Raw genomic sequence first — 21,376 nt, forward strand, 5'->3', positions numbered from 1 at the left:
AGAACGAGGACCGCCGAGGCGGATACGGCCTTTGGAGTGATGCCCGCAGCCGTCCGGGTGCCTACCGTTGAAGACATGAGCACCGAAACCCACACCCCCCGTACGGGCCCGGCCGGCGCGACCGCCGTCCAGGGCCGCCACCGCAACCCGCTGAGCACCGCCGTCCGCAACGTCGGCATCGCCCTGGACACCGCCGCGCGCGTGATCTTCCTCGGGCGCGACGGTGTCCGCTACTGAGCGTTCCCGCCGTTACAGCACGTCGTCCGCGTCGATGATCCGGTACGCGTAGCCCTGCTCGGCGAGGAAGCGCTGCCGGTGGGCTGCGAAGTCCTGGTCCACGGTGTCCCGGGCGACCACCGAGTAGAAGTGGGCCGCATGGCCGTCCGCCTTGGGACGCAGCACGCGGCCGAGGCGCTGGGCCTCCTCCTGGCGGGAGCCGAAGGTCCCGGAGACCTGGATGGCCACCGTCGCCTCGGGCAGGTCGATCGAGAAGTTCGCGACCTTGGAGACCACCAGGACGCCGATCTCCTTGTTCCGGAAGGCGTCGAAGAGCTTCTCGCGCTGGGCGTTGCTGGTCTCGCCCTTGATCACCGGGGCGTCCAGGGCCTCACCGAGCTCGTCCAGCTGGTCGATGTACTGGCCGATGATCAGCGTCTGGTCCTTCTCGTGCTTCTTGACCAGCGCCTCCACCACCCGCCGCTTGGTCGCCGTGGTGGCGCAGAAGCGGTAGCGCTCCTCCGGTTCGGCGGTCGCGTAGGAAAGCCGCTCGGAGTCGGTCAGGGTGACCCTGACCTCGCAGCAGTCGGCGGGCGCGATGTAGCCCTGCGCCTCGATCTCCTTCCACGGCGCGTCGAAGCGCTTGGGACCGATCAGGCTGAACACGTCGCCCTCGCGGCCGTCCTCGCGCACCAGCGTCGCGGTCAGGCCGAGCCGGCGGCGGGCCTGCAGGTCGGCGGTGAACTTGAACACCGGGGCGGGCAGCAGGTGCACCTCGTCGTAGACCACCAGGCCCCAGTTGCGGGCGTCGAAGAGCTCCAGGTGCGCGTAGACGCCCTTCCGCTTGGTGGTCATCACCTGGTAGGTGGCGATGGTGACCGGACGGATCTCCTTGCGCGTGCCGCTGTACTCGCCGATCTCGTCCTCGGTGAGCGAGGTGCGCTTGACCAGCTCGTGCTTCCACTGGCGGGCCGACACGGTGTTGGTGACCAGGATCAGCGTGGTCGACTTGGCGTGCGCCATCGCGGCCGCGCCGACCAGCGTCTTGCCGGCCCCACAGGGCAGCACGACGACGCCGGAGCCGCCGTGCCAGAAGCCCTCGACGGCCTGAGACTGGTAGGGGCGCAGCTGCCAGCCGTCCTCGTCGAGTTCGATCGGGTGCGCCTCGCCGTCCACGTACCCGGCGAAGTCCTCGGCGGGCCAGCCGAGCTTGAGCAGCACCTGCTTGATCTGCCCGCGCTCGGAGGGGTGCACCACCACGGTGTCCGGGTCGACCCGGTCGCCGACCAGCGGGGCGATCTTCTTGGAGCGCAGCACCTCCTCCAGCACCGGCCGGTCGGTGGTGCTGAGCACCAAACCGTGCGTCGGGTGCTTGACCAGCTGGAGCCGGCCGTACCGGCCCATGGTGTCGGCCACGTCCACCAGCAGTGCGTGCGGCACCGGGTAGCGCGAGTACGTCACCAGGGCGTCCACCACCTGCTCGGCGTCGTGGCCGGCCGCGCGCGCGTTCCACAGCCCGAGCGGGGTCACCCGGTACGTGTGCACGTGCTCGGGTGCCCGCTCCAACTCGGCGAACGGCGCGATGGCGCGACGGCAGTCGGCGGCCTTGGGGTGGTCGATCTCCAGGAGGAGAGTTTTGTCGCTCTGGACGATGAGCGGTCCGTCGTTCACGCGGGGAAGCCCTCCACTGGCTGACAGGGTGGATTGACGCAGACCCTCCAGTGTCGCGCATTCCGCCGCCGACGTGGACCCGCTCCGTGGACTGGCTCTGTGGACGGGCAGGTGGAACGGGTGCCTCCGGGAGCTACGGCCCGGGGGTCACTTCCATTCGTAGATCCGGCCGGTGATCTTGCCGCCGGCGTCGGTGTCGAACTCGAAGAGGCCGACGACAGCGTTGAGGCGTTCGAGTTGCGGTGCGACGGTGGAGAAGAAGATCGCGCCCCGGAACTCGGTGCTGCCGGCCTCGGTGAAGTGGCCGATGCCGCTGCCGTGCCAGCTGACGCCCTGGCCGTCGGCGGTCATGTCGACGCCCTGGCCCTCGCCGAAGAGGGAGCCGTCGGCGCGCAGTTCGGACTCGTAGGTGCCGATGGTGTTGACCGCCGTGCCGTAGTAGCTGGCGGTGCCCCGGATGGACACCTCGACGATCGGGTGCCCGTCGCCGACGGAGAGGACCCGTCGACCGGTCTCCTCGCCCTGGATCTCGCCGATGAGTTCGCCGAGCATGGTGGGTGCCTCCTTTGTCGAGAACCCCCCCCTGTTCCCGGACTACGCCGGTGGGAGCGGGCCGTCAAATGGGCCGAGTGACCACCGTGCGTACTCGCTCGTTGAGCTGGTCATGAAGAAGTCGAAGCGCGTTCTCACTGCCCTCGCCCTGATGGGCACGGCCTTCGCCGCCACCGCCTCCTCGGCCGGGTCCGCCCACGCTCTCGCGGGCATCGGCGAGGGGCCCGGCGGCCTGCTCGCGGCGCCGGGCTTCCTGCTCGCGGACACCGTCACCGGGGGTGAGATGCCGGTCGGGCAGGGGCAGATCGGCAGCCTGGCGGACCAGGCGGTCAAGGAGAAGATGAAGGAGTCGCAGGGGCACTGACGGCCCGACCGGCGCCCTACTCCTCCAACTCCGCGACGCCGGTGATGCGGTGGAGGGCGAAGGTGCGGAGTTCGTCGGCGTGGTGGTCGAAGGCGGTGACGAAGCCGCCCTCGACCTTGACCGGGTCGATGATGCGCTGGCTGGCGATGCCCTCGGCGTTGAGGTAGCCGATCCACATCCGCTCGCCGAGGAGGACGGCCGTCTGGAGGGCGGCCAGGGTCTCGGCGGCGGCCGTGCGCGGGAGCCGGCGCGGGTCGGCGGTGGGTTCGCGGCGGGTGGCGGTGGCCGCGCGGTCGCCGGCCCGGATGGCCTTGATGGCGGCGGCGAGGAGGACGTCGTCGGGGGTGGGCGGGCCGTCGGGGACGGGGACGGGCGCGGTCCGGGGCGGGGTGCGGTGGCTGTCCGGGCGGGTGATCAGCACGTCGCCCTCGGCGGATTCGGCGGCCGGCGCGTAGCCCATGGTGCGGAGCGTCGCGAGCAGGACGTCCGGGGCGGCCTGGGAGGCCAGGACGGTGGGGGCGAGCAGTCGCAGCCGCAGGTCGGCGGAGCGGCGGTCGGCGAGCACCTCGTTCAGCAGGGCCGGGTCGTCGCAGCGCAGGTAGGAGGAGGCGGCGCCGACCCGCAGGATGCCGTGCCGGCGGGCGACGTCGTCGATCAGGTACGTGAGCGGCTGTGGGACGGGCGTACGGCTGTGCTGCTCCAGGAAGGTGCGCAGGTCGGCGGCGGTGCGCCCGGCGTCGAGGGCGCGGCGCACGGACGCCGGGGTGAAGCGGTAGACGGTGGCGCCGCCCTTGGACTCGACGTCGGCGCACAGGGCGAGGGCGTGGGCGAGCGGGGTGAGCAGCGGGCCGGGGGCGATCGCGGTGAGGTCCGGCTGGAGGATCACGTGGTCCAGCGGCTTCGGGAGCAGCGGGGCGAGCACCTCGGCCGGGTCGGCCTCGGCGGTGAGCAGGGCGCGGGCGGGGGCGGCGAGGGCGCCGCGGCCGGTGACGCCGAGGAGTTCGGCCTCGTCGAGGGTCCAGGCGGTGAGTTCGTCGCGCAGGTCGCGGCCGTCCGGGCCGGTCGGGCCGCCGCGCAGCGGGCGCTGCCAGCGCAGGGCGGGGAGCAGCTCCTCGGCGGTGGCCGCGGTGCCGGGCGGGAGTTCGGCGAGCAGCGCGAGGGCGGCGCGGCGGACGGACGGGGCGAGGGTGCGGTCGAGTTCGGGGCCGAGGGCGGCGCGCGGCCTGCCCTTGCCGTCCTGGGTGCCGGTGAGGGCGGGGACGCGGGTGGCGGCGAGCCAGGCGGTGGCGAGGACGGACCAGCGCTCGGCGGTGTCCAGCTGCAGCCAGGCGTCGTACCGGGGGGTGGGGGCCCAGCGTTCGTCCACCCCGCCGTCGGGGGCCAGCAGGCCGGCGGCGTAGGAGAGTTCGAGCCAGAACGCGGTCTGCTGCTCGGTGGCCTCCAGGGCCTGGGCGGCGCGCTTGAGGTCGCGGACGCCGAGGCCGCCGGCGCGCAGGGTGAGCGGCGGGGTGAGGCCCCAGCCGTCCAGCAGCTCCTCGACCGTCTTGACGGCGGTGTGGGCCTGCCCGGCCGCGGCGCTGTCCACCACCTGGGGATCGCGCGGGGCGGCGGCGGGCGCGGGCTCGGGCTGGACCGGTTCGACGGTGCGGTGGGTGCGGCCGCCGCGCAGGTGCAGGGCGAGTTCGCGGGGCAGCACGACGCTGCCGGGGCTGGTGGGCAGCAGCAGGCCGCGGGCGAGCAGCCACTCGACGGGGCTCTGCGCGTCCTCGGCGGTGACCGGGCGGACGGCGTCCGGGACGGTGCCGGTGGGCGGGCCCCAGACCAGCCGCTCCAGCAGCCGCAGCGCGGGCTCGGGGGCGGTGTCGAGCAGCGCGGCGCAGGCGTCGCGGTCGGTGAGCAGCGCGGTGAGCGCGGCGACGGCGGTGACCGGGTCCGGGGTGGCGGGCCGGCCCGCCGAGGCGAGCAGCTGCTGCAGCCGGGCCGGGGACATGCCGACGGTGGCTTCGGCGAGGGTCGGGCCGAGGCCGGTGCGGCCGGGATTGGCGGCGGTCGGGGCGAGTGCCTCGCGGACGGCGAGGACCAGTCGCAGGCCGTTGTCCGGGCCCCAGAGCAGCGCCCGGTCGCGCAGGGTGGCGATCGCGCGGGGCAGGGCGGCGGCCACGGCGGACCGGTCGGCCGGGGTGAGCGGGGTCGCGCCGGGGTGCGGCTTGACCTTGGCCGGGCCGGTCAGCAGGGAGCGGACGGTGGCCAGGGAGGTGCCGTCCGGGGCGGTGGCCAGCGCCTCGGCGGCCTGCAGGGTGAAGCGGTCCAGCCGCTCCAGGGCGCGCAGCGCGGAGGCGCGCGAGGAGAGCCGGGCGGACAGCTGGGTCAGGTCGCCGGGGACCGGGTTCAGCAGGTCGGGACGGGAGCGGAGCAGGGCGGCGAGCGCGTCGTCGGGACGGGCGCGCAGCTCCTCGGCGAGGGTGCGCGGGCCGGCGGCGGACCTGCCCCGGCGTTGGTGGCCCTGCTGTGTGGTCATTCGACCTAGGTTAGTCGGGCGGGCGGACGGCGAGGTGTCCCGCACACCGCCCGGACCGGCCGGTGCCCCGCGCCGGCCGTCGGACTCGCGTGGGTGGGGGCGGGGTGGGTAGCGTCACGCCGAGGGCGGTTCGGTGGGCGGCCGCGCTCTCCATGGGCGAGCCGGGCGAGGCGGGGTGTCGGTGATGACGGACGGCGAGTGGTGGCGCAAGAGCGGGCCGTGGAGCGAGCGTCCGGTCGGGGGTGCGGAGGACCGGGCCGCGCGGGGCGGTGCGTCGGAGGCGTCGGGCGCCGGGTCCGTGCCGCCCGCGCCGTCGGTGCCGCCGGCCGTGCCCGCTCAGGATCCTGACAGCGTGTACGACCCGCCGGCGCCGAGCGCGGCCGGGATCCCGTCCGTCCCGCTGAACCCGCCGGACGTGGTGGACGCCGAGGCGCGGGCGTCCGCCATCCCGCCGCCGACGGTGAGCAGCACCGGCCCGTGGACCATGACGGTGTTCGACTTCTCGGACGGGCCGGAGCCCGCGCCGAAGCCGATCCCCGATCAGCGTGCGCCGGGCGAGCCCGCGGACCCGGCCGAGGCCGCCGCGCAGCCGGTGGAGCCCGGGGCGGACCCGAAGACGCTGCGGAAGTCGAAGAAGCTGCGGAAGGCCAGGGGCAAGGCGGCTGGGCAGGCCCCCGCTGCCGGTGCGCCCAAGGCTCCCGCAGGGGGGAGGGGCGCAGGGAAGGGCGCGGGCAAGGGTGTGGGCAAGGATGCCGGTGCCCGCAAGGTGTCCCCGCTGATCCTGCTCTCCAGCGTCCTGCTGGTCGGCGGCGCGGTCACCGGCTTCTTCCCGGTGATGCTGGCGGGCTGGGGCCTCGGCTACCTGTCCCGCCAGCTCTCTGATCTGATGCGCAAGTTCGCGATCCTCGGGATTCCGCTGATCACGATGAGCGCGACCACCCTGTACGCCATGCAGCACGCCAAGCAGGGCGGCGGCCAGGGCGGCGGGCTGCAGTCGGGCTCCCCGCTGGGGCAGATCGGCTGGTCGTCGGCCCCGAACGTGCTGCGGGTGTCGGCGGTGATCTCCGCGGTGGTCCTGCTGCTGGTCGGCATGCGCCGCCGTCCGCCGCAGCAGCAGGGCTGAGGCGGGGGCGGGGGATCGCGCAGCGGGAGCGCCTTGACACCGGAGAGCGCCGGGATGAGCTGGAACCGCCGAGCTGTTCCGACCGTCGGGCGCGGGGTGAAGCACCGCCGCGGCAGGGCCGGCACCCCTTCCCGTACGGGGGTTAACACCCGTACGGGAAGGGTGCTTTCCCCGTTCTTCGGGCCGCCCGGCCGCACCAGACTCGGGGCATGCCCACACAGCCCTTGACGATGACCGAGGCCCCTGCCACCACCACCGCCCCCACCATCACCACCCCGCAGGCGGGTAGCGGTGGCAGCGACTTCGCTCAGTTGAGCCGCCGGATCGCCGCCGAGGGCCTGCTCGACCGGCGCCCCGGCTACTACGCCGCCCGGATCGCCCTGGTGCTCGCCGCGTTCGTCGGCGGCTGGTACGCCCTGTTCGCGCTGGGCGACACCTGGTGGCAGCTCGGCCTGGCGGCGGCGATGTCCCTCGTCTTCGCCCAGGTCGCCCTGCTGTCGCACGATCTGGCTCATCGTCAGGTCTTCACCCGCCGCCTGCCGAGCGAGATCGGCGGCCGGATCGCCGCCAACCTGCTGATGGGCATGAGCTACGGCTGGTGGATGAACAAGCACACCCGCCACCACGCCAACCCGAACCACGAGGAACGGGACCCGGACGTCTCCCCCGACCTGGTCGTGTGGTCCAAGCGGCAAGCCCGGGAGGCCGGCGGCCTCGCCCGGTTCATCGGCCGCCGACAGGCCTACCTGTTCGTCCCGTTGCTCCTGCTGGAGGGCCTCAACCTCAGCTTCAACAGCTTCCGCGCGCTGCGCAGCCCCACGATGAAGCGGCCGCTGCTGGAGGGCGTGCTGCTGGTCGTGCACTTCGTGGCCTACTTCGGCCTGATCTTCGCCGCGCTTCCGGCCGGCAAGGCGATCGCCTTCTTCGCCGTGCACCAGGCGCTGCTCGGGGTGTACCTGGGCTGCGTCTTCGCCCCGAACCACAAGGGCATGCTGATGGTGACACCCGAGATGAAGCTGGACTTCCTGCGCCGCCAGGTGCTCACCTCGCGCAATGTGCGGGGCGGCGCGGTCGTCGACTCGGTGATGGGCGGCCTCAACTACCAGGTGGAGCACCACCTGTTCCCCAGCATGCCGACTCCGGCGCTCGGCCGGGCCGCCCGGATCACCCGGGAGTTCTGCGCGGAGCAGGGCATCCCGTACTACGAGGTGGGCCTGCTCCGTTCGTACCGCGAGATCTTCGCCCACCTGCACCGGACGGGAGAGCCGATCCGCTCCGGCGAGTAGGGCAGGGGAGTGGGAATGGGAGTGGAGGTGGGGAGTGGGAAGTCGGTGGGGCCGACTTCCCACTCCGGCATGCCGGGCGGCGTGGTGGTCGAATTCGTCGGCTTTGACACCCCTGGAGGAGGGCCGTCACCCCCCCGGCTCAGCTCTTCTTCTCGAATCCGGCGAGCAGGGCGCGCGGGTCGAAGGTGACCCGGATCCGGGCGATCTTCCCGTCCTCCACGTGCATCCAGTTCACCGTCGGCGTGGGCTCCGCGATGCTGGTGTTCAGCTCGAACCAGGTGATCACCTCGTCGCCCTCGGCGACGCGCACCTTCACGTCGATCTTCTCCAGCACCCGGCCGAGCCCCTGCAGTCCGGCCAGTGCCTGCTCCACGCCGCTGGCGGTTCCCAGTGCCCCGACGAAGTCCACGTCGTCGGCCAGCAGTCCCCGGATGGTCTCGAAGTCGCCCGCCTCCCAGGCGGTGAAGTAGGTCTCGGCAAGCTCGCGTGCGTTCTTCGTCGTCGTCATGTCTCCATCGTTCTGCGCGGCGGGCAATCCGTCCAACAGATGGATCCGATGCCTTCTATCATCATGAGTTATGGAGATGCACCAGCTGCGCTACCTCGCCGCCGTGGTCGACGAGGGGACCTTCACCGCCGCCGCCCGTCGCCTGCACGTCAGCCAGTCCGGTGTCAGTACCCAGGTGGCCAAGCTGGAAAAGGAGTTGGGCCAGCAACTGCTCGACCGATCCGGCCGCCAGGTCCGCCTCACCCCGGCCGGGGAGGCCGTTCTCCCGCTGGCGAAGAGCGCCCTCGCCACTCTGGACGCCATCCGGCACACCGCCGCCGAGTTCGCCGACGCGGTGCGCGGCCGGGTCCGGCTCGGCATGATCATGGGCTGCTCGATCCCGCCGTTCCTCGACGTGGTCGCCGAGCTCGGCCGTACCCACCCCGGCATCGAACTGAGCCTGCACGAGGGCCACTCCGACCTGCTCCAGGCGCAGGTCCTCTCCGGTGCCCTCGACCTGGCCCTGATCGGCTACGCGGGCGAGGCTCCGGCGGGCCTCGATGTCGGCGTCGTCGTGGACGAGCAGATCGCCGCCGTCGTCCCGACCGGGCATGCGCTCGACCGGCCCGGGTTGACCCTCGCCGACCTGCGCGGCGAGAAGATCCTCTGCCTCTCCCCGGGCACCGGCATCCGGTCCGCCTACGAGCGATCCTGCGCGCAGCTCGGCCTCGACCCGCGAGTGGACATCGACGCCAGTTCCCCGGTCGCCGTCCTCCGTCTCGCCGAACGCGGAGCCGGCGTCGCGGTCCTCAGCCCCTCCTCCGTCGAGGGCCCCGGCCTGAGCACCATGGTGATCGCGGACGCTGCCGTCCGTTCCTGCCTCGCGCTCGTCAGCCGCCCCGACCAGCACTCCCCGGCCGTCCGGGTCCTGCGCGCCAAACTCCGGGCGGCGTTGGGCTCCGAGTGATCGTCAGACAACCCCCGCCTACCTCTTCAAGGACGCCACCAACCCGTCCGACAACCTCACGTGGAACTCCTCGATCTTCACGGGCCGGGGCACCCGGGGGGCCTGCCTCGACGCCGGCAACACCCGTAACAACATCGTCCAGCGCGGCTCCAGCAAGCTCGCGGACACCCTGTCCTGACGGACTCCCCGGGGGGCTGCGGCTTCTCGCGGCTCCCCCCGGGTGGGGGTCAGGCCTTCCAGTGCGGGTCCCGGCCCGAGGCGGCGAGCGCGCGGTCCCAGGTGGAGGCGTCGTCCGGCAGTGCCACCGCTTCGGCGAAGCCCTCGTACTGCCGGTACAGCTCGGCGTTCTCCTCGACGATCTCCAGCGCCATCGCGGCGAGTTGCTCATCGACCGAGATCTCCGCGCCGACGGTCCGGGCGACGTCCCAGCCGTGCAGCACCAGCTCCAGGATCAGCATCCGGGCGATGCCCACCGCCGGCATCGGTGAGCCGCCGAGGTCGACGTCGCCCTCCCAGGCGGCCGGATCGGCCCAGGCGGCGACCGCGCGCTCCAACTGCGCCCCGTACGCAGAGCGCCAGTCGGCCTCGGCGGTGAAGTCCCGCTCGATCAGCTCCTGGGGCAGCTCGGTGCGCCGGGCCCGGTGCACCAGGCCGTGGGAGGTGTAGAGCACCCAGTGATTGATCAGCGCGCGGGTGTCGAAGCCCGTGCAGGGCGTCGGGGCGTCCGAGGCGAAGCCGGCCGGGACGGCGGTGGCGACCTCGGCCGCAGCGGTGGCGGCGCGGGCCAGGAAGGGGTGCATCGGGTGGACGTTCATGTGACCGATCCTGCACCGGCCGGAACGTCCGGGTCTTGAAGAAACGCGACGCTACCCTGGCCGCCATGGACTCCGCCGACTCTCCCGATCTCGGTCGCGGCGTGCTGCACCCGGCCCGGGCAGCCGAGCTGATCAGCGTGGAGCGCCTGGCGCCCGATGCCGCCGTGGCGCGGTTCGTCGAGTACTACTGGCTGGTGCGCTGGGACCTGCACGGCCTGCCGTCGTACGAGCAGAAGGTGCTCGCCCACCCGAACGTCCATCTGGTCTTCGAGGCGCCACGGGCCCGGGTCTACGGGGTGGACCGCTCGCTCTTCGTCCGTCGGCTGGTGGGGGCCGGGCACGTGTTGGGCGTGAAGTTCCGCCCCGGGGCCTTCCGCCCCTTCGCGGGCCGTCCGGTGAGTGCGCTGGCCGACCGGTCCGTCCCCGCCGTCGAGTTCTTCGGGCCCGCTGCCGACCGCCTCGACGCGGCCCTGCTGGGCGGCGAAGGGGCCGACCCGGCGGCCCTCGCCGACGCCTTCCTGCTGCCCCGGCTGCCCGCGCCCGACCCGGTCGCGGACGAGGTCGCCGCGATGGTGGAGCGCATCACCGGCTCGCCGGATCTCTGCCGGGTGGACGATCTGGCCGCCGAGTTCGGGCTCGGCGTCCGACGCCTCCAGCGCCTGTTCGCCGAGTACGTCGGTGCCTCCCCGAAGTGGGTGCTGCGCCGCGCCCGGCTCCACGAGGCGGCCGAACGGGCCAGCGGCGGCGGCGAGTTTGACCTGGCCGCACTCGCCGCCGAACTGGGCTACGCCGACCAGGCCCATCTCACCCGCGACTTCACGGCCGTGGTCGGCGAGCCCCCGGCCCGTTACGCGGCGGCGGGCTGACCGGCTTCCGCCGCGGCGGCGGCGGCCGCTGCGGCCCGGCCCTTGGCGCTGGCCCGCTTGGCGTAGGCGATGGTGAAGTACACCAGCCCGCCGAGCACCACGTACGGAAGGATGTTGTTGACCGTCACCACCGTGCCGTGCGACAGGGTGTAGACCAGCACGATCCGCAGCGCGGCCTCCAGGATGAACGCCACGCCCCACACGATGGTCAGGTTGCGCTGGACCAGGCGGAAGCCCGGGTACTGCCACATCGAGTTCCACCAGGCGACCATCTCCGGCGTGCCGTCGGTGGCGAACTTGCGCCCGAAGTAGAACATGATCGGCTTCGGTGCGGCGAGCGAGCCCAGGTAGAACACGCCGAGCAGGCCGGAGACGAAGGAGTCCTTGGCCAGCAGCATCTTCGGGTCCTGCGGCCCGATCAGCGCGACGACCAGGGTCAGGGCGACGAACACCAGGGAGACGACGGCGAACTCGTCGATCCGGCGGTGCCAGGCGAGGTAGATCACGGTGTCGACCACCGGTCCCAGGCCCGAGAGCAGGATCGCGGTGGATTCGCTGTAGCCGTGGTCGTGTAGCTGGTTGTAGATCAGGATCGGTGCGACGACGTTGAAGCCGATGCTGATCAGCCAGCCGAGGGCGGCGGCTCCGCCCTTGCGGGCAGGAGCCTGTGGAGCTGCGGTAGTTGACACGGTGTCGTCCCCGGAGAGTGAGCGGCGAGTTACCGGCTCATTCTGACGGGCCCGCAGGTCAAGCGCCTAACTCCAGAACCGAATCGTGATCGATCGTGCCCGAGCGGGCCGCTGCCTCGGCCCGCCCGTGCGCTCACGCCCCGAGGAAGCGCTGCAGTTCGTCCAGCAGGTAGTTGGCCCCGGTGTAGCCGATCCCCTGGAACCACAGCTGGTCGTCCACCGGGAACGCCCGGTGCGCCCGGACCGCCCCCAGCGCCTGCCAACCCGGGCTCGCCAGCGTCGCGTTGAGGCCCGCCGGCTCCGGGTCGCCGTACGTTGCGTACAGCAGCAGGTCGCCGTCGGCCTTCCCGATCTGGTCCGGGGGGACCTCGAAGTCCGACTGGTCGACGTTCTGCGGGTCCGGCCGTCCCACCTGGGCATCGGCGAGCACGCTGCCGGGGAAGCTCTGCCGGCCGTACAGCCGGATCCCGCCGCCCTCCACGAACCGCACCAGGCTCACCTTGCGCCCGGACAGTTTCGCCGCGGACAGGGCCTGCGCGACCTGGCCGGCGTGCTTCTGGTACGCGCCGACGAAGGCCGCGCCGGCGGCCTCCCGGCTCAGTGCCTGGGCGTGCAGCTGGAAGTTGGCCTTCCAGGGGGCGCCGGTGGTCTGGGTGAGCACGGTGGGGGCGAGTTCGCGCAGTTGGTCGTACCGGTCGCCGTCGCGGGTCTGGTTGGAGAGGATCAGGTCCGGTCGCAGGGCCCGCACGGTCGGCAGGTCGGGTGATCCGGCGGGGCCGACGAGCCGGATCCCGGCGGTCCGGAGGGTCGGCCAGTAGTCGGGGTACCGGGTGTCGTGGGCGGGGAGCGCGGCGCCGATCGGGGTGATGCCGAGGGTCAGCGCGGAGTCGAGCACGTCGGTGTCCAGGACGACCACCCGCATCGGCTTGCCCGGCACCAGGACCGGTCCGGTGGCGGTGTTCACGGTCACCGGGGGCAGCTGGGTGGCGGTCGGCGAGGCGGTCGGCGTGGCGGTCGCGTCGAGGCTGTCGGCGGTGGCCGGGGCCGGGGGCCGGGTGGTGCCGCCCGTGCAGGCCGCGAGCGCGGCCCCGCCGAGGCCGGTGAGGAGGGTGCGGCGGGCGATCCGGGGCATCGGCGGTCCTCAGGGGGCGCGGCGGAGTCGGGGTGCCGTCGATTATGTCCGAAATGGCACCTGAAGTGCTGTTAAGCGTGCCGTCAGGCGTCCACCGCCGCCGTCGCCGTGGTTGAGGCCCACGGAGCGCCCGGGACGACCAGCGGTGTGCCCGTCACCGGATCCGGCACCACCACCGAGTCCAGCCCGAACACCTCCCGCACCAGCTCCGCCGTCACCACCTCCCCGGGCGCGCCCTGCGCCACCACCCGGCCGTCCCGCATCGCCACCAGGTGATCGGCGTACCGGGCGGCCTGGTTGAGGTCGTGCAGCACGGCGACGACCGTCCGCCCGCGCTCGACGTTCAGCCGGCGGACCAGGTCCAGCACCTCCACCTGGTGCGCGATGTCCAGGTAGGTGGTCGGCTCGTCCAGCAGCAGGATGTCGGTGCCCTGGGCGAGTTCCGCGGTGGAGGTGCGCTCCAGCGCCTCCGAGACCGCCGTCTCGTCCTCCGGCGACCACTGCTGCCACCAGCTCTGGTGCGGCTGGCGGCCGCGCGAGACCAGGTCCGCCACCGAGATGCCCTCCGGGGCGGTCGGCGACTGCGGCAGCAGGCCGAGCCGCTGGGCGATCCGCTTGGTCGGGATCCGCGCCAGCTCCTCGCCGTCCAGCAGCACCGCGCCCCGGACCGGCTTCAGCAGCCGCCCGAGGGCCCGCAGCAGGGTCGACTTGCCGCAGGCGTTCGGGCCGACGATCACCGTCACCCGCCCGTCGGGGCCGCGGATGTCCAGGCCCTCGACGACCGTGCGCGCCTCGTAGGCCAGGGTGAGGCCCCGGGCCTCCAGACGGTGAGCGGACGGCTGGTGGGCGGACATCAGAAACCTCCACGGCGGGATCGGATCAGCAGCCACATCAGGTACGGCGCGCCGACCGTGCCGGCCACCACGCCCACCGGCAGCTCGGTCGGCGCCAGCAGCCGCCGGGCGATCAGGTCGGCGAGGACGACCACCAGCGCGCCGGTCAGCGCCGAGCAGAACAGCGGGACCTGCGCCGAGCGGGCCAGCCGCAGCGCGATCTGCGGTGCCATCAGCGCGACGAAGTCCACCGGCCCGGCGGCCCCGGCCGCACAGGAGGCCAGCACGATGCCCAGCAGCGCCATGCCCAGCCGGATCCGGTCCAGCCGCAGGCCCAGACCCACGGCGGTCGCGCCGTCGAAGGAGATCGACCGCTGGGCGCGGGCCGCCCACAGCGCGACCGGGACGGCGGCGAGCAGCACCCAGGCGAGCCGGCCGGCCTGCTCGTAGCCGGAGCCGTTCAGGCTGCCCGTCATCCAGACCTTCGCGGCCTGCGCCTGGAAGCCGTCGCCCTTGGTAAGGAAGACGGAGGTGAGTGAGGACAGGGCGACGCTGATCCCGATGCCGATCAGCACGAAGCGCTGCGCGTGCAGCCCGCGCCGCCAGGCCAGCGCGTACACCAGCAGCCCGGCGACCAGGCCGCCGGCCACCGCCGCGTACGGCGCCTCGCCGGTCGAGCCGACCACCCCCGTACGCCATCAGGCCGACCACGGTCGAGGTCGCGCCCCAGGTCACGCCCACCACGTCGGGGCTGGCCGGCGGATTGCGGGCGACGGTCTGGATCAGCGCCCCGGCCACGCCGAGCGCCGTGCCGACCAGCAGTCCGACCACCACCCGGGGCAGCCGGAACCCGCCGACCACCAGTTCGTCCGGGCTCGGCTGCCCGAGCACCACCTTCACCACCTCGGCCGGCGACACGGTGGACTCGCCGAGGCACAGCGAGGCCACCACCGTTCCGGCGAGGGCCATCAGCAGCCCGACCGCGACGAGCGCCGAGCGCCGGTGCAGCAGGAGGGAAGCCCGCCCGGCCCGCACCACGGAGTAGCCGCGCAGCGAAAGGCCGCTCCCGCCGGAGGGGAGGGTGTTCACGCGGCGACCACCTTCCGGCGGCGGACCAGGGCCACCAGCACCGGGACGCCGACCAGGGCCGTCATCACGCCCGCCGGGACCTCGGACGGCGGGAACAGGACCCGGCCGAGGGTGTCGGCGAGCAGCAGGAGGGCCGGGCCGAGGACTGCGGAGAAGGCGAGGATCCAGCGGTGGTCGGCACCGGCGACGGCGCGGGCCGCGTGTGGGACGGCGAGGCCGACGAAGGCGATCGGGCCGGCCGCCGCGACTGCCGAACCGGTCAGGACGGTCACGCCGAGGGCGCCGACCGCCCGGACCAGGCCGGTCTTCGCGCCCAGCCCCTTCGCCGTGTCGTCGCCGAGCGCCAGCGCGTCCAGTCCGCGCGCCACCGCGACGACCAGGACGGTGCCGACCGCCAGGAACGGCAGCAACTGCCAGGCCACGTCCGAGGTCCGTCCGGAGAGCGAGCCGACGTGCCAGAAGCGGAACCGGTCCATGGTGGCCGCGTCCGTGGTCAGCACCAGGGCGATGAGCGAGGCGATGAAGGCGGACATCGCCGAGCCGGCCGGCGCCAGCTTGATCGGCGTCGCCCCGCCCCGGCCGCGTCCGGCGAGGCCGTAGACCAGCACGGTGGCGATCACCGCGCCCGCGAAGCCGAACCAGACGTACCCGGTGAGGGTGGAGACGCCGAAGCCGGAGATGGCGACCACAACGCCGACCGCCGCGCCCTGGGAGACGCCGAGGATCCCGGGGTCGGCGATCGGGTTGCGGGTCAGGCCCTGCATGACGGTCCCGGCCAGGCCGAGCGCGGCGCCGACGGCCAGGCCGACCACCGTGCGCGGCACCCGCAGCTCGCGGATCACCACGGCGTCGGCGGTGCTGCCGCCGTGCAGCAGGGCATCGAGGGTCTCGCCGAACGGGACGGTGCGGCTGCCGACCGCGAGGCTCAGCAGCACCGCGGCGGCCAGCACGGCCAGTGCGGCGGCGAGCCACGGTAATCGGCGCCGAGGCGCGCGGTACGGCGGGCTGGGCGGGGCTGGGCGGGCTGGGCGGTGCGGTGGTGTCGTCGGTGATGGGCCCTCTCCGCAGACAACTCAGGTAAACCTAAGTTCCGCCGCGAAGCCGGGGCAAATCGCCTCGTGGAGCGGGCTGCGTGTTGGATAGCCTGGCGGCATGCCCGCGACCTCACAGGCCCCGCTCACCGTCGGCTTCGACCTCGACATGACGCTGCTGGACACCCGACCGGGTGTCCGCGCCACCTATCTGGCGCTCTCCGCCGAGACCGGCACCCCGATCGACGCCGACCTGGTGGTCACCCGGCTCGGCCCGCCGCTGCTGGACGAGATCCGCAACTGGTTCCCGGAGGAGGAGGTGGAGCGGGCCATGACGCGCTACCGCGAGCTCTACCGGGACCACGCCTTCGCCCCGACCGTGGCCCTGCCCGGCGCACACGCCGCCGTCGAGGCGGTCCGCGCCCACGGCGGCCGGGTCGCCGTGATCACCGGCAAGTACGAGCCGAACGCCCGCCTCCACCTGGAGCACGCCGCCATGGCGGCGGACGTGCTGATCGGCGACCTGTGGGCGGAGACCAAGGGCGAGGCGCTGCGCGAGCACGGCGCGAGCATCTACGTCGGCGACCACCTCGGCGACATCCGGGGCGCCCGGCACGCGGGCGCCGTCGCGGTCTGCGTGCCCACCGGCCCGTACGGCGCGGACGAGCTGCGCGAGGCGGGCGCGGACGTGGTGCTGGCGGACCTCACGGCGTTCCCGCACTGGCTCACCCGCCACCTGGCCGGCTAGGACCCGGCTGGGAACCGGCCAGGGCGCTTCCCGGGCCGGACCTGGTCCGGTCAGGGCCCGACCCGGCGGCGCTGGGCGCGCGCGTTCAGGAGCAGCCCGGTCAGCGCGGCAAGGAACCCCGCCGGCATCAGCATGCTCAGCCAGTACGCGGCCGTCGGCAGCGGCGTCAGGTGCAGGAACAGCGGGACGAAGGTGACCAGGGTGGCGAGTGCGCCGAGACCGAAGACGATCGCCCCGGCCTTGACGTACACGTCGCCGGGATCGGCGCTCTGGCTGCTCACGTCTGCTCACTCCTCGAGGCGGGGCCGGACCGACCCCAGTCTGGCAGAGCCGCCGTCGGGGCCGCCCATCGGAGCGGCTCCGTCACGTTGCGCAGTTTCCCGGCAGCTCAACGTTTTGATCCCTGCTGGGCGGGGGTATGCAGGGGGTGCCGAGGGGCGCTGCAGGTGCGCCCCGTGTCCTCAGACCCGGGGGTGTGAGCCGATGGACAGCGCCGAGACGCGACCCGGCCGTGCCAGTACCGGGTTGCCCGTGGGCCCGAGAACCCCGCGCCCCGACCGCCCCGAGCGGGCCTCGGAACGCGGATCCTTCGCGGAACGCGGATGAGGCAGTCACGGACCGTTAGTCTGCTCCTGACAGCGAGCTGACCATGAGCGCCTGCGGGCGCCGAGCCGAGGTCGCCCGCGGCTTTCCCACCACCCAGTGATCCCCGGCCAGGGCCGGGATCCCTCACACCCATTCGAGGACTGTTCGAGATGCCCACCGGCCAGGTCAAGTGGTTCAACGAGACGAAGGGCTTCGGCTTCCTGTCGCGCGACGACGGCGGCGACGTCTTCGTCCACACCAAGGCACTGCCCGCCGGTGTCACCGTGCTGAAGCCGGGTCAGCGGGTCGAGTTCGGCGTGGTCGCCGGGCACCGCGGCGATCAGGCGATGGCCGTGCAGCTGCTGGACGCGCTGCCCTCGGTGGCCGTCTCCCAGCGCCGCAGCGCGGACGACATGGCCCCGATCGTCCAGGACCTGATCACCACCCTGGACGCGGTGCTGCCGGGCCTCCAGCGCGGCCGCTACCCCGCCAAGCCCACCGGCCAGAAGCTGGCCGGCCTGCTGCGCGCGGTGGCCGACCAGTTCGACGTGTAGGACGGTGCGGGGAAGCGCTACCCGAACGCGAGCGCACCCGGGTCGAGCGGGGGCACCAGCCCCTCCGCGGCGGCCCGGGTGAGCAATGCGCGGACGGCCGCGTAGCCCTCCTCGCCGAGGTCCTCGGTGAACTCGGTGACGTACAGCCCGATGTGCTGCTTCGCGACGTCCAGGTCCATCTCCTGGGCGTGCGCCAGCACGTACGCGCGGCTCGCCTCCGGGTCCGCCCAGGCCTGGCGGACGGAGGCGCGGATCGCCTCGGCGACCGCCCGCAGCCGCTCGGGGCCGAGCGAGCGCCTGGCGACGATCGCGCCGAGCGGGATCGGCAAGCCGGTCTCCTGCTCCCAGGCCTCGCCCATGTCGGCCAGGCTGTGCAGGCCGTACTGCCGGTAGGTGAAGCGGGCCTCGTGGATCACCAGGCCGGCGTCCACCCGGCCGTCCCGGACGGCGGGCATGATCTCGTGGAACGGCAGGACGACGATCTCGCCGAAGCCGCCCGGCACCGCCTTCGCCGCCCAGAGCCGGAACAGCAGGTACGCCGTGGAGCGCTCGGAGGGCACTGCGACGGTCTTCCCGGCGAGGTCCGCGGGGGATTCCACGCCCGGCACGGTGAGCACCAGCGGGCCGCAGCCGCGCCCCAGCGCGCCGCCGCAGGGCAGCAGGGTGTACTCGTCCAGGACCCAGGGCAGGGCGCCGTAGCTGATCTTCAGGACGTCCAGCTCGCGGCGCTCGGCCAGGCCGTTGGTGATGTCGATGTCGGCGAAGGTCACCTCGGGGGCGTCCGCCCCGGGCACCAGGCCGTGCGACCAGGCGTGGAAGACGAAGGTGTCGTTCGGGCAGGGCGAGTACGCGACGCTCAGCCGTTCAGCCACGGCCGGCCTCCTCGATGGTTGTGTGGCCGGCGGCCAGTTCGTGGACGGGCAGCGCGGCGAAGGCCCGCTCCAGGGCGGCCAGCGCCTCGCCGATCCGCCACGCGGCCCGGTCGCGCGGGCCCACCGGATTGGACACGGTGCGCAGTTCGAGGGCCGGTACGCCGTACCGGGCGGCGGCCTCGGCCACGCCGAAGCCCTCCATCGCCTCGGCGGCGGCGCCCGGGTGGCGGGCGGCCAGCGCGGCGGCCCGCTCGGCGCTGCCGGTGACGGTGGAGACGGTCAGCACCGGGCCGATGACCGGGCCCGGGCCGGTGGCGGCCAGCGCCTTCGCGACGAGCGCGACGACGGCCGGGGGCGGGGTGTGCCGGACGGTGCCGAAGCCCAGCTCGGTGACGTCGGCGAAGCCCTCGGGGGTCTCGGCGCCGAGATCCGCGGCGACGATGGCGTCGGCCACCACCATGGCGCCGACCGGGGCGTGCGGCGCGAAGCCGCCCGCGATCCCGGCCGAAACGGCCAGGGCGTACGGGTGGGCGGCCAGCGCGGCGGAGGCGGCGGCCGCGGCGGCGGCCGGGCCGACCCCGGCGGCCAGCACGTCCACCGGCGCGCCCTCGGCCCGGTGCAGGGTGCCGCCGGGCAGCGGCAGGGCGGCGGCCCCGCCGGGCAGGCCGCGCAGCACCGCCTCGGCCTCGGCGGCCACCGCGACGACGACGAGCAGCCGGGCCCGCGCGGGGCCCGACTGCTCGTGCTCGCCGTTCCCGGCGTCCTGCGCGGTCATCGCGGGACCGTCAGCTGTCCTGGGTCTTCAGCTGGAAGTACCAGACGGCGATCGGGTTGTCCGAGTTCTGGTCGCCCTCGACCACGGTGACCAGGGTCTTGCCGCTGGCGTTGAGCACCTTGTTCGCCGGCTGGGCACCCGTCCAGGTCTGGCCCTTGGCGTACGCGGACAGGCTGGTGCGCCCGCCGCTGCTGGACGAGCCGCCGTTGGAGAAGGCCCACCAGCCCGACTTGGCCACGTTCGGGGAGACACCGACGCCGACCCGGTCGCTCGCCACCACGTCCGAGGTGGGCAGGGTGCCGTCCTTCAGGGCCTTGGTGGCCTTGTCCTGGCAGTCCTGCTGGAGGTCCTCGGTGATCGCGCTGCCGCCGTTCCAGCACAGCGGGTCCGCGACGATCGAGGAGTTGCCGACCGTGAGGGTGGCACGGTGCGAGATGTGCTCGGTCTGGTTGGAGGCGACGGCGACGGAGGTGCCCACCGTGGCGGCGCCGACCACGACGACGGCGCCGAGGGCGGCGATGGCACGGGAATTGAGGCTCATGCGTCAGAATCTACCGGGCCTGGCCGATCACGCTACGCGGGGGTCGGCCACCGCGTGTTGCCGCACCGCCCGGTCAGGCCACCCGGGGCGCCGCGGGGTGTCGGCGCAGGCCCACCCGGAAGAGCGAGCGCAGCGTCCACAGCAGCGCCAGGCCGACCACCGCGGCGGCGACCGACAGGCCCAGTTCCCCGTTCAGCGGCATCAGGATGCCGACCGCGCCGCCGGCCACCCAGGCCAGCTGCAGCAGCGTCTCCGAACGGGCGAAGGCCGAGGTCCGCACCGCCTCCGGGACGTCCCGCTGGATCAGCGCGTCCAGCGCCAGCTTGCCCAGCGAGGCCGCCATCCCGGCGATGCCGGCGACCAGAATCACCGTCACCACGCCGTACCAGAGCGCGGCCGCCGCCGTCACTCCGGTCGCCAGCAGCAGCATCGCGGTGACCGTCGCCTCCGGGCCGCGGGTGCGCAGCCAGGAGCCGAACACCGAGCCGAGTGCGTTGCCGGTCCCCGCCGCCAGGGCCACCAGGCCCAGCGCCAGCGTCGGCTGCAGGCCGCCGATCGGCTCCTCCCGCAGCAGGAAGGCCAGGAACATCACCAGGAAGCCGACCAGCCACTTCATCGCCGACATCGCCCGCAGCGCCAGGATCACCGACGGGCCGACGGTGCGCAGCGAGGCCTTGACCGGCGGCGGCCTGTGGTGGATCAGGTGCGAGCCCTCGCCGTGCACCTCGGCGTGCAGCACGGCGCGCTGCTCGCCCTTGGCCGAGTCCACGGCGTGCGGCAGGTGGAAGGCCATCAGGGTGCCGATCACGAACACCAGGAAGGCGCCGCGCAGTGGCCAGCCCGGGCCGATCAGGTGCAGCAGCCCGCCCACCCCTGCCGCCACACCGGTGGCCAGCAGCCCGGCCAGGGTGACCCGGGAGTTCGCCTTCACCAGGGACAGCCGGCTCGGCAGCAGCCGGGGCACCACGACGCTGCGCACCACCCCGTAGGCCTTGGACGCCACCAGCACGCCGAGCGCCTCCGGGTAGAGCGCGAGGCCGCCGCCGGAGATCACCCCGGCCATCGTCCAGGCCAGCACCGCCCGGGCCAGCATCGCCATCGCCATGGCCGCCCGGCGGCCGTGTGGCAGACGGTCCAGCAGCGGGCCGATCACCGGGGCCAGGAGGGCGAACGGGGCCATCGTGATCAGCAGGTAGAGCGCCACCCGGCCGCGGGCCTCGCCGGTGGGCACCGAGAAGAAGATGGTGGAGGCCAGGGCGATGGTGATCAGCATGTCGCCGAACGAATTGAGCGCGTGCAGCTCGATCAGCTTGGCGAGGCCGGACTCGCCCGCGCCCTCGGCGGAGGTGGCCCGGCGGATCCGGCGGCCGGTGCCGTGCACCACCTTGCCGGTGCGGGCGCCGACGGCGGAGGCGGTGCGGATCAGGAAGGGGCGGCGGGACTCGGGGACCTCCTCCTCCGGGTCCTCGTCGAGGGCGGCGAGGTGGCGGGCGCGGGCGCCGTCCGGCTCGGGGACGCCGTCGTCAGGCGCGTTGCCGGGTGCGTCAGGTGTGGCAGGCGTGTCGGGTGTGCCGACGGCGTCGGGCGGTGCGTGGTCCTCGACCGGCTTGACCAGGCTCACGGGGGCGGCGGGCGCCTCGGTTCCGCCCGCCGGCTGCGGTT

Annotated in this window: 23 protein-coding genes and 1 pseudogene; 8 read left to right on the top strand and 16 right to left on the bottom strand. The window is 73.7% G+C overall.

Annotated features, from left to right (window positions below):
* The first annotated feature begins 75 nt into the window (after positions 1-75).
* Positions 76-237, top strand: a complete 162-nt coding sequence (locus tag ACIBEC_RS15180; protein WP_360494753.1) for a hypothetical protein — start codon at positions 76-78, stop codon at positions 235-237.
* A 12-nt stretch (positions 238-249) separates the two neighbouring features.
* On the opposite strand, the gene ACIBEC_RS15185 is transcribed toward ACIBEC_RS15180, so the two are convergent.
* Entirely contained in the window at positions 250-1,887 is a 1,638-nt protein-coding gene (locus ACIBEC_RS15185; protein ID WP_360494750.1) for a DNA repair helicase XPB, read from the bottom strand.
* A 147-nt stretch (positions 1,888-2,034) separates the two neighbouring features.
* On the bottom strand, positions 2,035-2,439 hold the full coding sequence (locus ACIBEC_RS15190; protein ID WP_360494747.1) for a hypothetical protein: 405 nt from the start codon (positions 2,437-2,439) through the stop codon (positions 2,035-2,037).
* Positions 2,440-2,551: 112 nt separating this feature from the next.
* Here ACIBEC_RS15190 and ACIBEC_RS15195 point away from each other — a divergent pair, with 112 nt between their 5' ends.
* Positions 2,552-2,803, top strand: a complete 252-nt coding sequence (locus ACIBEC_RS15195; RefSeq protein ID WP_360494744.1) for a hypothetical protein — start codon at positions 2,552-2,554, stop codon at positions 2,801-2,803.
* 16 nt (positions 2,804-2,819) lie between these two features.
* Here the strand turns inward: ACIBEC_RS15195 and ACIBEC_RS15200 are convergent, their stop codons facing one another.
* Positions 2,820-5,321, bottom strand: a complete 2,502-nt coding sequence (locus ACIBEC_RS15200) for a helicase C-terminal domain-containing protein (protein ID WP_360494741.1) — start codon at positions 5,319-5,321, stop codon at positions 2,820-2,822.
* Positions 5,322-5,505: 184 nt separating this feature from the next.
* Between ACIBEC_RS15200 and ACIBEC_RS15205 the strand changes: the two genes are divergently transcribed.
* Together ACIBEC_RS15205 and ACIBEC_RS15210 are read left to right on the top strand one after the other, a co-directional pair.
* Complete coding sequence (locus ACIBEC_RS15205; RefSeq protein ID WP_396287937.1) at positions 5,506-6,444, top strand: hypothetical protein; 939 nt, start codon at positions 5,506-5,508, stop codon at positions 6,442-6,444.
* Positions 6,445-6,653: 209 nt separating this feature from the next.
* Positions 6,654-7,730 carry a fatty acid desaturase family protein gene (locus ACIBEC_RS15210; RefSeq protein WP_396287938.1) on the top strand — a complete coding sequence of 359 codons (1,077 nt, stop codon included), beginning with the start codon at positions 6,654-6,656 and terminating at the stop codon, positions 7,728-7,730.
* 139 nt (positions 7,731-7,869) lie between these two features.
* Here the strand turns inward: ACIBEC_RS15210 and ACIBEC_RS15215 are convergent, their stop codons facing one another.
* The gene (locus ACIBEC_RS15215; RefSeq protein WP_360494735.1) at positions 7,870-8,238 is read right to left on the bottom strand and encodes a nuclear transport factor 2 family protein; all 369 of its coding nucleotides are present in this window, start codon (positions 8,236-8,238) and stop codon (positions 7,870-7,872) included.
* 70 nt (positions 8,239-8,308) lie between these two features.
* Here ACIBEC_RS15215 and ACIBEC_RS15220 point away from each other — a divergent pair, with 70 nt between their 5' ends.
* Complete coding sequence (locus ACIBEC_RS15220) at positions 8,309-9,184, top strand: LysR family transcriptional regulator (RefSeq protein ID WP_360494732.1); 876 nt, start codon at positions 8,309-8,311, stop codon at positions 9,182-9,184.
* A gap of 227 nt (positions 9,185-9,411) precedes the next feature.
* Here the strand turns inward: ACIBEC_RS15220 and ACIBEC_RS15225 are convergent, their stop codons facing one another.
* Positions 9,412-9,999, bottom strand: coding sequence for a TIGR03086 family metal-binding protein (locus ACIBEC_RS15225; protein ID WP_360494729.1), 588 nt, complete (start codon positions 9,997-9,999; stop codon positions 9,412-9,414).
* 65 nt (positions 10,000-10,064) lie between these two features.
* Here ACIBEC_RS15225 and ACIBEC_RS15230 point away from each other — a divergent pair, with 65 nt between their 5' ends.
* Entirely contained in the window at positions 10,065-10,865 is an 801-nt protein-coding gene (locus tag ACIBEC_RS15230) for a helix-turn-helix domain-containing protein (protein ID WP_360494726.1), read from the top strand.
* On the opposite strand, the gene ACIBEC_RS15235 is transcribed toward ACIBEC_RS15230, so the two are convergent.
* The 6 genes and pseudogenes from ACIBEC_RS15235 to ACIBEC_RS15260 form a co-directional block, all read right to left on the bottom strand.
* Positions 10,847-11,554: a VC0807 family protein gene (locus tag ACIBEC_RS15235; RefSeq protein WP_360494723.1), complete on the bottom strand. Its 708-nt coding sequence runs from the start codon at positions 11,552-11,554 to the stop codon at positions 10,847-10,849. The genes ACIBEC_RS15230 and ACIBEC_RS15235 overlap by 19 nt on opposite strands.
* Before the next feature lie 133 nt (positions 11,555-11,687).
* Entirely contained in the window at positions 11,688-12,686 is a 999-nt protein-coding gene (locus ACIBEC_RS15240) for an iron-siderophore ABC transporter substrate-binding protein (RefSeq protein ID WP_360494720.1), read from the bottom strand.
* An 83-nt stretch (positions 12,687-12,769) separates the two neighbouring features.
* A complete protein-coding gene (locus tag ACIBEC_RS15245) occupies positions 12,770-13,540 on the bottom strand; it encodes an ABC transporter ATP-binding protein (RefSeq protein WP_360494853.1) in 771 nt (256 codons plus the stop codon).
* Entirely contained in the window at positions 13,540-14,205 is a 666-nt protein-coding gene (locus tag ACIBEC_RS15250) for an iron chelate uptake ABC transporter family permease subunit (protein ID WP_360494717.1), read from the bottom strand. The genes ACIBEC_RS15245 and ACIBEC_RS15250 overlap by 1 nt, the downstream gene beginning before the upstream one ends.
* Positions 14,206-14,266: 61 nt before the next feature.
* Positions 14,267-14,488, bottom strand: a pseudogene (locus tag ACIBEC_RS15255) (iron chelate uptake ABC transporter family permease subunit); the annotation flags it as partial.
* A gap of 116 nt (positions 14,489-14,604) precedes the next feature.
* Positions 14,605-15,558, bottom strand: a complete 954-nt coding sequence (locus tag ACIBEC_RS15260) for a FecCD family ABC transporter permease (protein WP_396287939.1) — start codon at positions 15,556-15,558, stop codon at positions 14,605-14,607.
* A 202-nt stretch (positions 15,559-15,760) separates the two neighbouring features.
* On the opposite strand from ACIBEC_RS15260, the gene ACIBEC_RS15265 reads away from it, so the two are divergent.
* Positions 15,761-16,387, top strand: a complete 627-nt coding sequence (locus tag ACIBEC_RS15265) for an HAD family hydrolase (protein ID WP_360494714.1) — start codon at positions 15,761-15,763, stop codon at positions 16,385-16,387.
* Positions 16,388-16,437: 50 nt separating this feature from the next.
* On the opposite strand, the gene ACIBEC_RS15270 is transcribed toward ACIBEC_RS15265, so the two are convergent.
* Positions 16,438-16,668, bottom strand: coding sequence for a hypothetical protein (locus ACIBEC_RS15270; RefSeq protein ID WP_360494711.1), 231 nt, complete (start codon positions 16,666-16,668; stop codon positions 16,438-16,440).
* 474 nt (positions 16,669-17,142) lie between these two features.
* Between ACIBEC_RS15270 and ACIBEC_RS15275 the strand changes: the two genes are divergently transcribed.
* Positions 17,143-17,526: a cold-shock protein gene (locus tag ACIBEC_RS15275; RefSeq protein ID WP_360494708.1), complete on the top strand. Its 384-nt coding sequence runs from the start codon at positions 17,143-17,145 to the stop codon at positions 17,524-17,526.
* Positions 17,527-17,543: 17 nt separating this feature from the next.
* Here ACIBEC_RS15275 and ACIBEC_RS15280 read toward each other — a convergent pair whose 3' ends face one another.
* From ACIBEC_RS15280 to ACIBEC_RS15295, 4 genes are all read right to left on the bottom strand, one after another.
* Positions 17,544-18,398, bottom strand: coding sequence for a 1,4-dihydroxy-6-naphthoate synthase (locus tag ACIBEC_RS15280; RefSeq protein WP_360494705.1), 855 nt, complete (start codon positions 18,396-18,398; stop codon positions 17,544-17,546).
* Positions 18,391-19,173 carry a futalosine hydrolase gene (locus ACIBEC_RS15285; protein ID WP_360494702.1) on the bottom strand — a complete coding sequence of 261 codons (783 nt, stop codon included), beginning with the start codon at positions 19,171-19,173 and terminating at the stop codon, positions 18,391-18,393. The genes ACIBEC_RS15280 and ACIBEC_RS15285 overlap by 8 nt, the downstream gene beginning before the upstream one ends.
* A 10-nt stretch (positions 19,174-19,183) precedes the next feature.
* Positions 19,184-19,714: a hypothetical protein gene (locus ACIBEC_RS15290; RefSeq protein ID WP_360494699.1), complete on the bottom strand. Its 531-nt coding sequence runs from the start codon at positions 19,712-19,714 to the stop codon at positions 19,184-19,186.
* Positions 19,715-19,787: 73 nt separating this feature from the next.
* A complete protein-coding gene (locus ACIBEC_RS15295) occupies positions 19,788-21,140 on the bottom strand; it encodes an MFS transporter (RefSeq protein WP_396287952.1) in 1,353 nt (450 codons plus the stop codon).
* Positions 21,141-21,376 lie beyond the last annotated feature (236 nt).

The organism is Kitasatospora sp. NPDC051164 (assembly GCF_044455625.1).
Lineage (GTDB): Bacteria > Actinomycetota > Actinomycetes > Streptomycetales > Streptomycetaceae > Kitasatospora.

What these genes read in the sequence shown, in the direction of transcription:
- ACIBEC_RS15195 (WP_360494744.1), top strand. Translation starts at nt 2,552, where the DNA reads ATGAAGAAGTCGAAGCGCGTTCTCACTGCCCTCGCCCTGATGGGCACG.
- ACIBEC_RS15275 (WP_360494708.1), top strand. Translation starts at nt 17,143, where the DNA reads ATGCCCACCGGCCAGGTCAAGTGGTTCAACGAGACGAAGGGCTTCGGC.
- ACIBEC_RS15210 (WP_396287938.1), top strand. Translation starts at nt 6,654, where the DNA reads ATGCCCACACAGCCCTTGACGATGACCGAGGCCCCTGCCACCACCACC.
- ACIBEC_RS15200 (WP_360494741.1), bottom strand. Translation starts at nt 5,321, where the DNA reads ATGACCACACAGCAGGGCCACCAACGCCGGGGCAGGTCCGCCGCCGGC.
- ACIBEC_RS15265 (WP_360494714.1), top strand. Translation starts at nt 15,761, where the DNA reads ATGCCCGCGACCTCACAGGCCCCGCTCACCGTCGGCTTCGACCTCGAC.
- ACIBEC_RS15225 (WP_360494729.1), bottom strand. Translation starts at nt 9,999, where the DNA reads ATGAACGTCCACCCGATGCACCCCTTCCTGGCCCGCGCCGCCACCGCT.
- ACIBEC_RS15245 (WP_360494853.1), bottom strand. Translation starts at nt 13,540, where the DNA reads ATGTCCGCCCACCAGCCGTCCGCTCACCGTCTGGAGGCCCGGGGCCTC.
- ACIBEC_RS15290 (WP_360494699.1), bottom strand. Translation starts at nt 19,714, where the DNA reads ATGAGCCTCAATTCCCGTGCCATCGCCGCCCTCGGCGCCGTCGTCGTG.
- ACIBEC_RS15190 (WP_360494747.1), bottom strand. Translation starts at nt 2,439, where the DNA reads ATGCTCGGCGAACTCATCGGCGAGATCCAGGGCGAGGAGACCGGTCGA.
- ACIBEC_RS15205 (WP_396287937.1), top strand. Translation starts at nt 5,506, where the DNA reads ATGACGGACGGCGAGTGGTGGCGCAAGAGCGGGCCGTGGAGCGAGCGT.
- ACIBEC_RS15220 (WP_360494732.1), top strand. Translation starts at nt 8,309, where the DNA reads ATGGAGATGCACCAGCTGCGCTACCTCGCCGCCGTGGTCGACGAGGGG.
- ACIBEC_RS15240 (WP_360494720.1), bottom strand. Translation starts at nt 12,686, where the DNA reads ATGCCCCGGATCGCCCGCCGCACCCTCCTCACCGGCCTCGGCGGGGCC.
- ACIBEC_RS15215 (WP_360494735.1), bottom strand. Translation starts at nt 8,238, where the DNA reads ATGACGACGACGAAGAACGCACGCGAGCTTGCCGAGACCTACTTCACC.
- ACIBEC_RS15180 (WP_360494753.1), top strand. Translation starts at nt 76, where the DNA reads ATGAGCACCGAAACCCACACCCCCCGTACGGGCCCGGCCGGCGCGACC.
- ACIBEC_RS15285 (WP_360494702.1), bottom strand. Translation starts at nt 19,173, where the DNA reads ATGACCGCGCAGGACGCCGGGAACGGCGAGCACGAGCAGTCGGGCCCC.
- ACIBEC_RS15230 (WP_360494726.1), top strand. Translation starts at nt 10,065, where the DNA reads ATGGACTCCGCCGACTCTCCCGATCTCGGTCGCGGCGTGCTGCACCCG.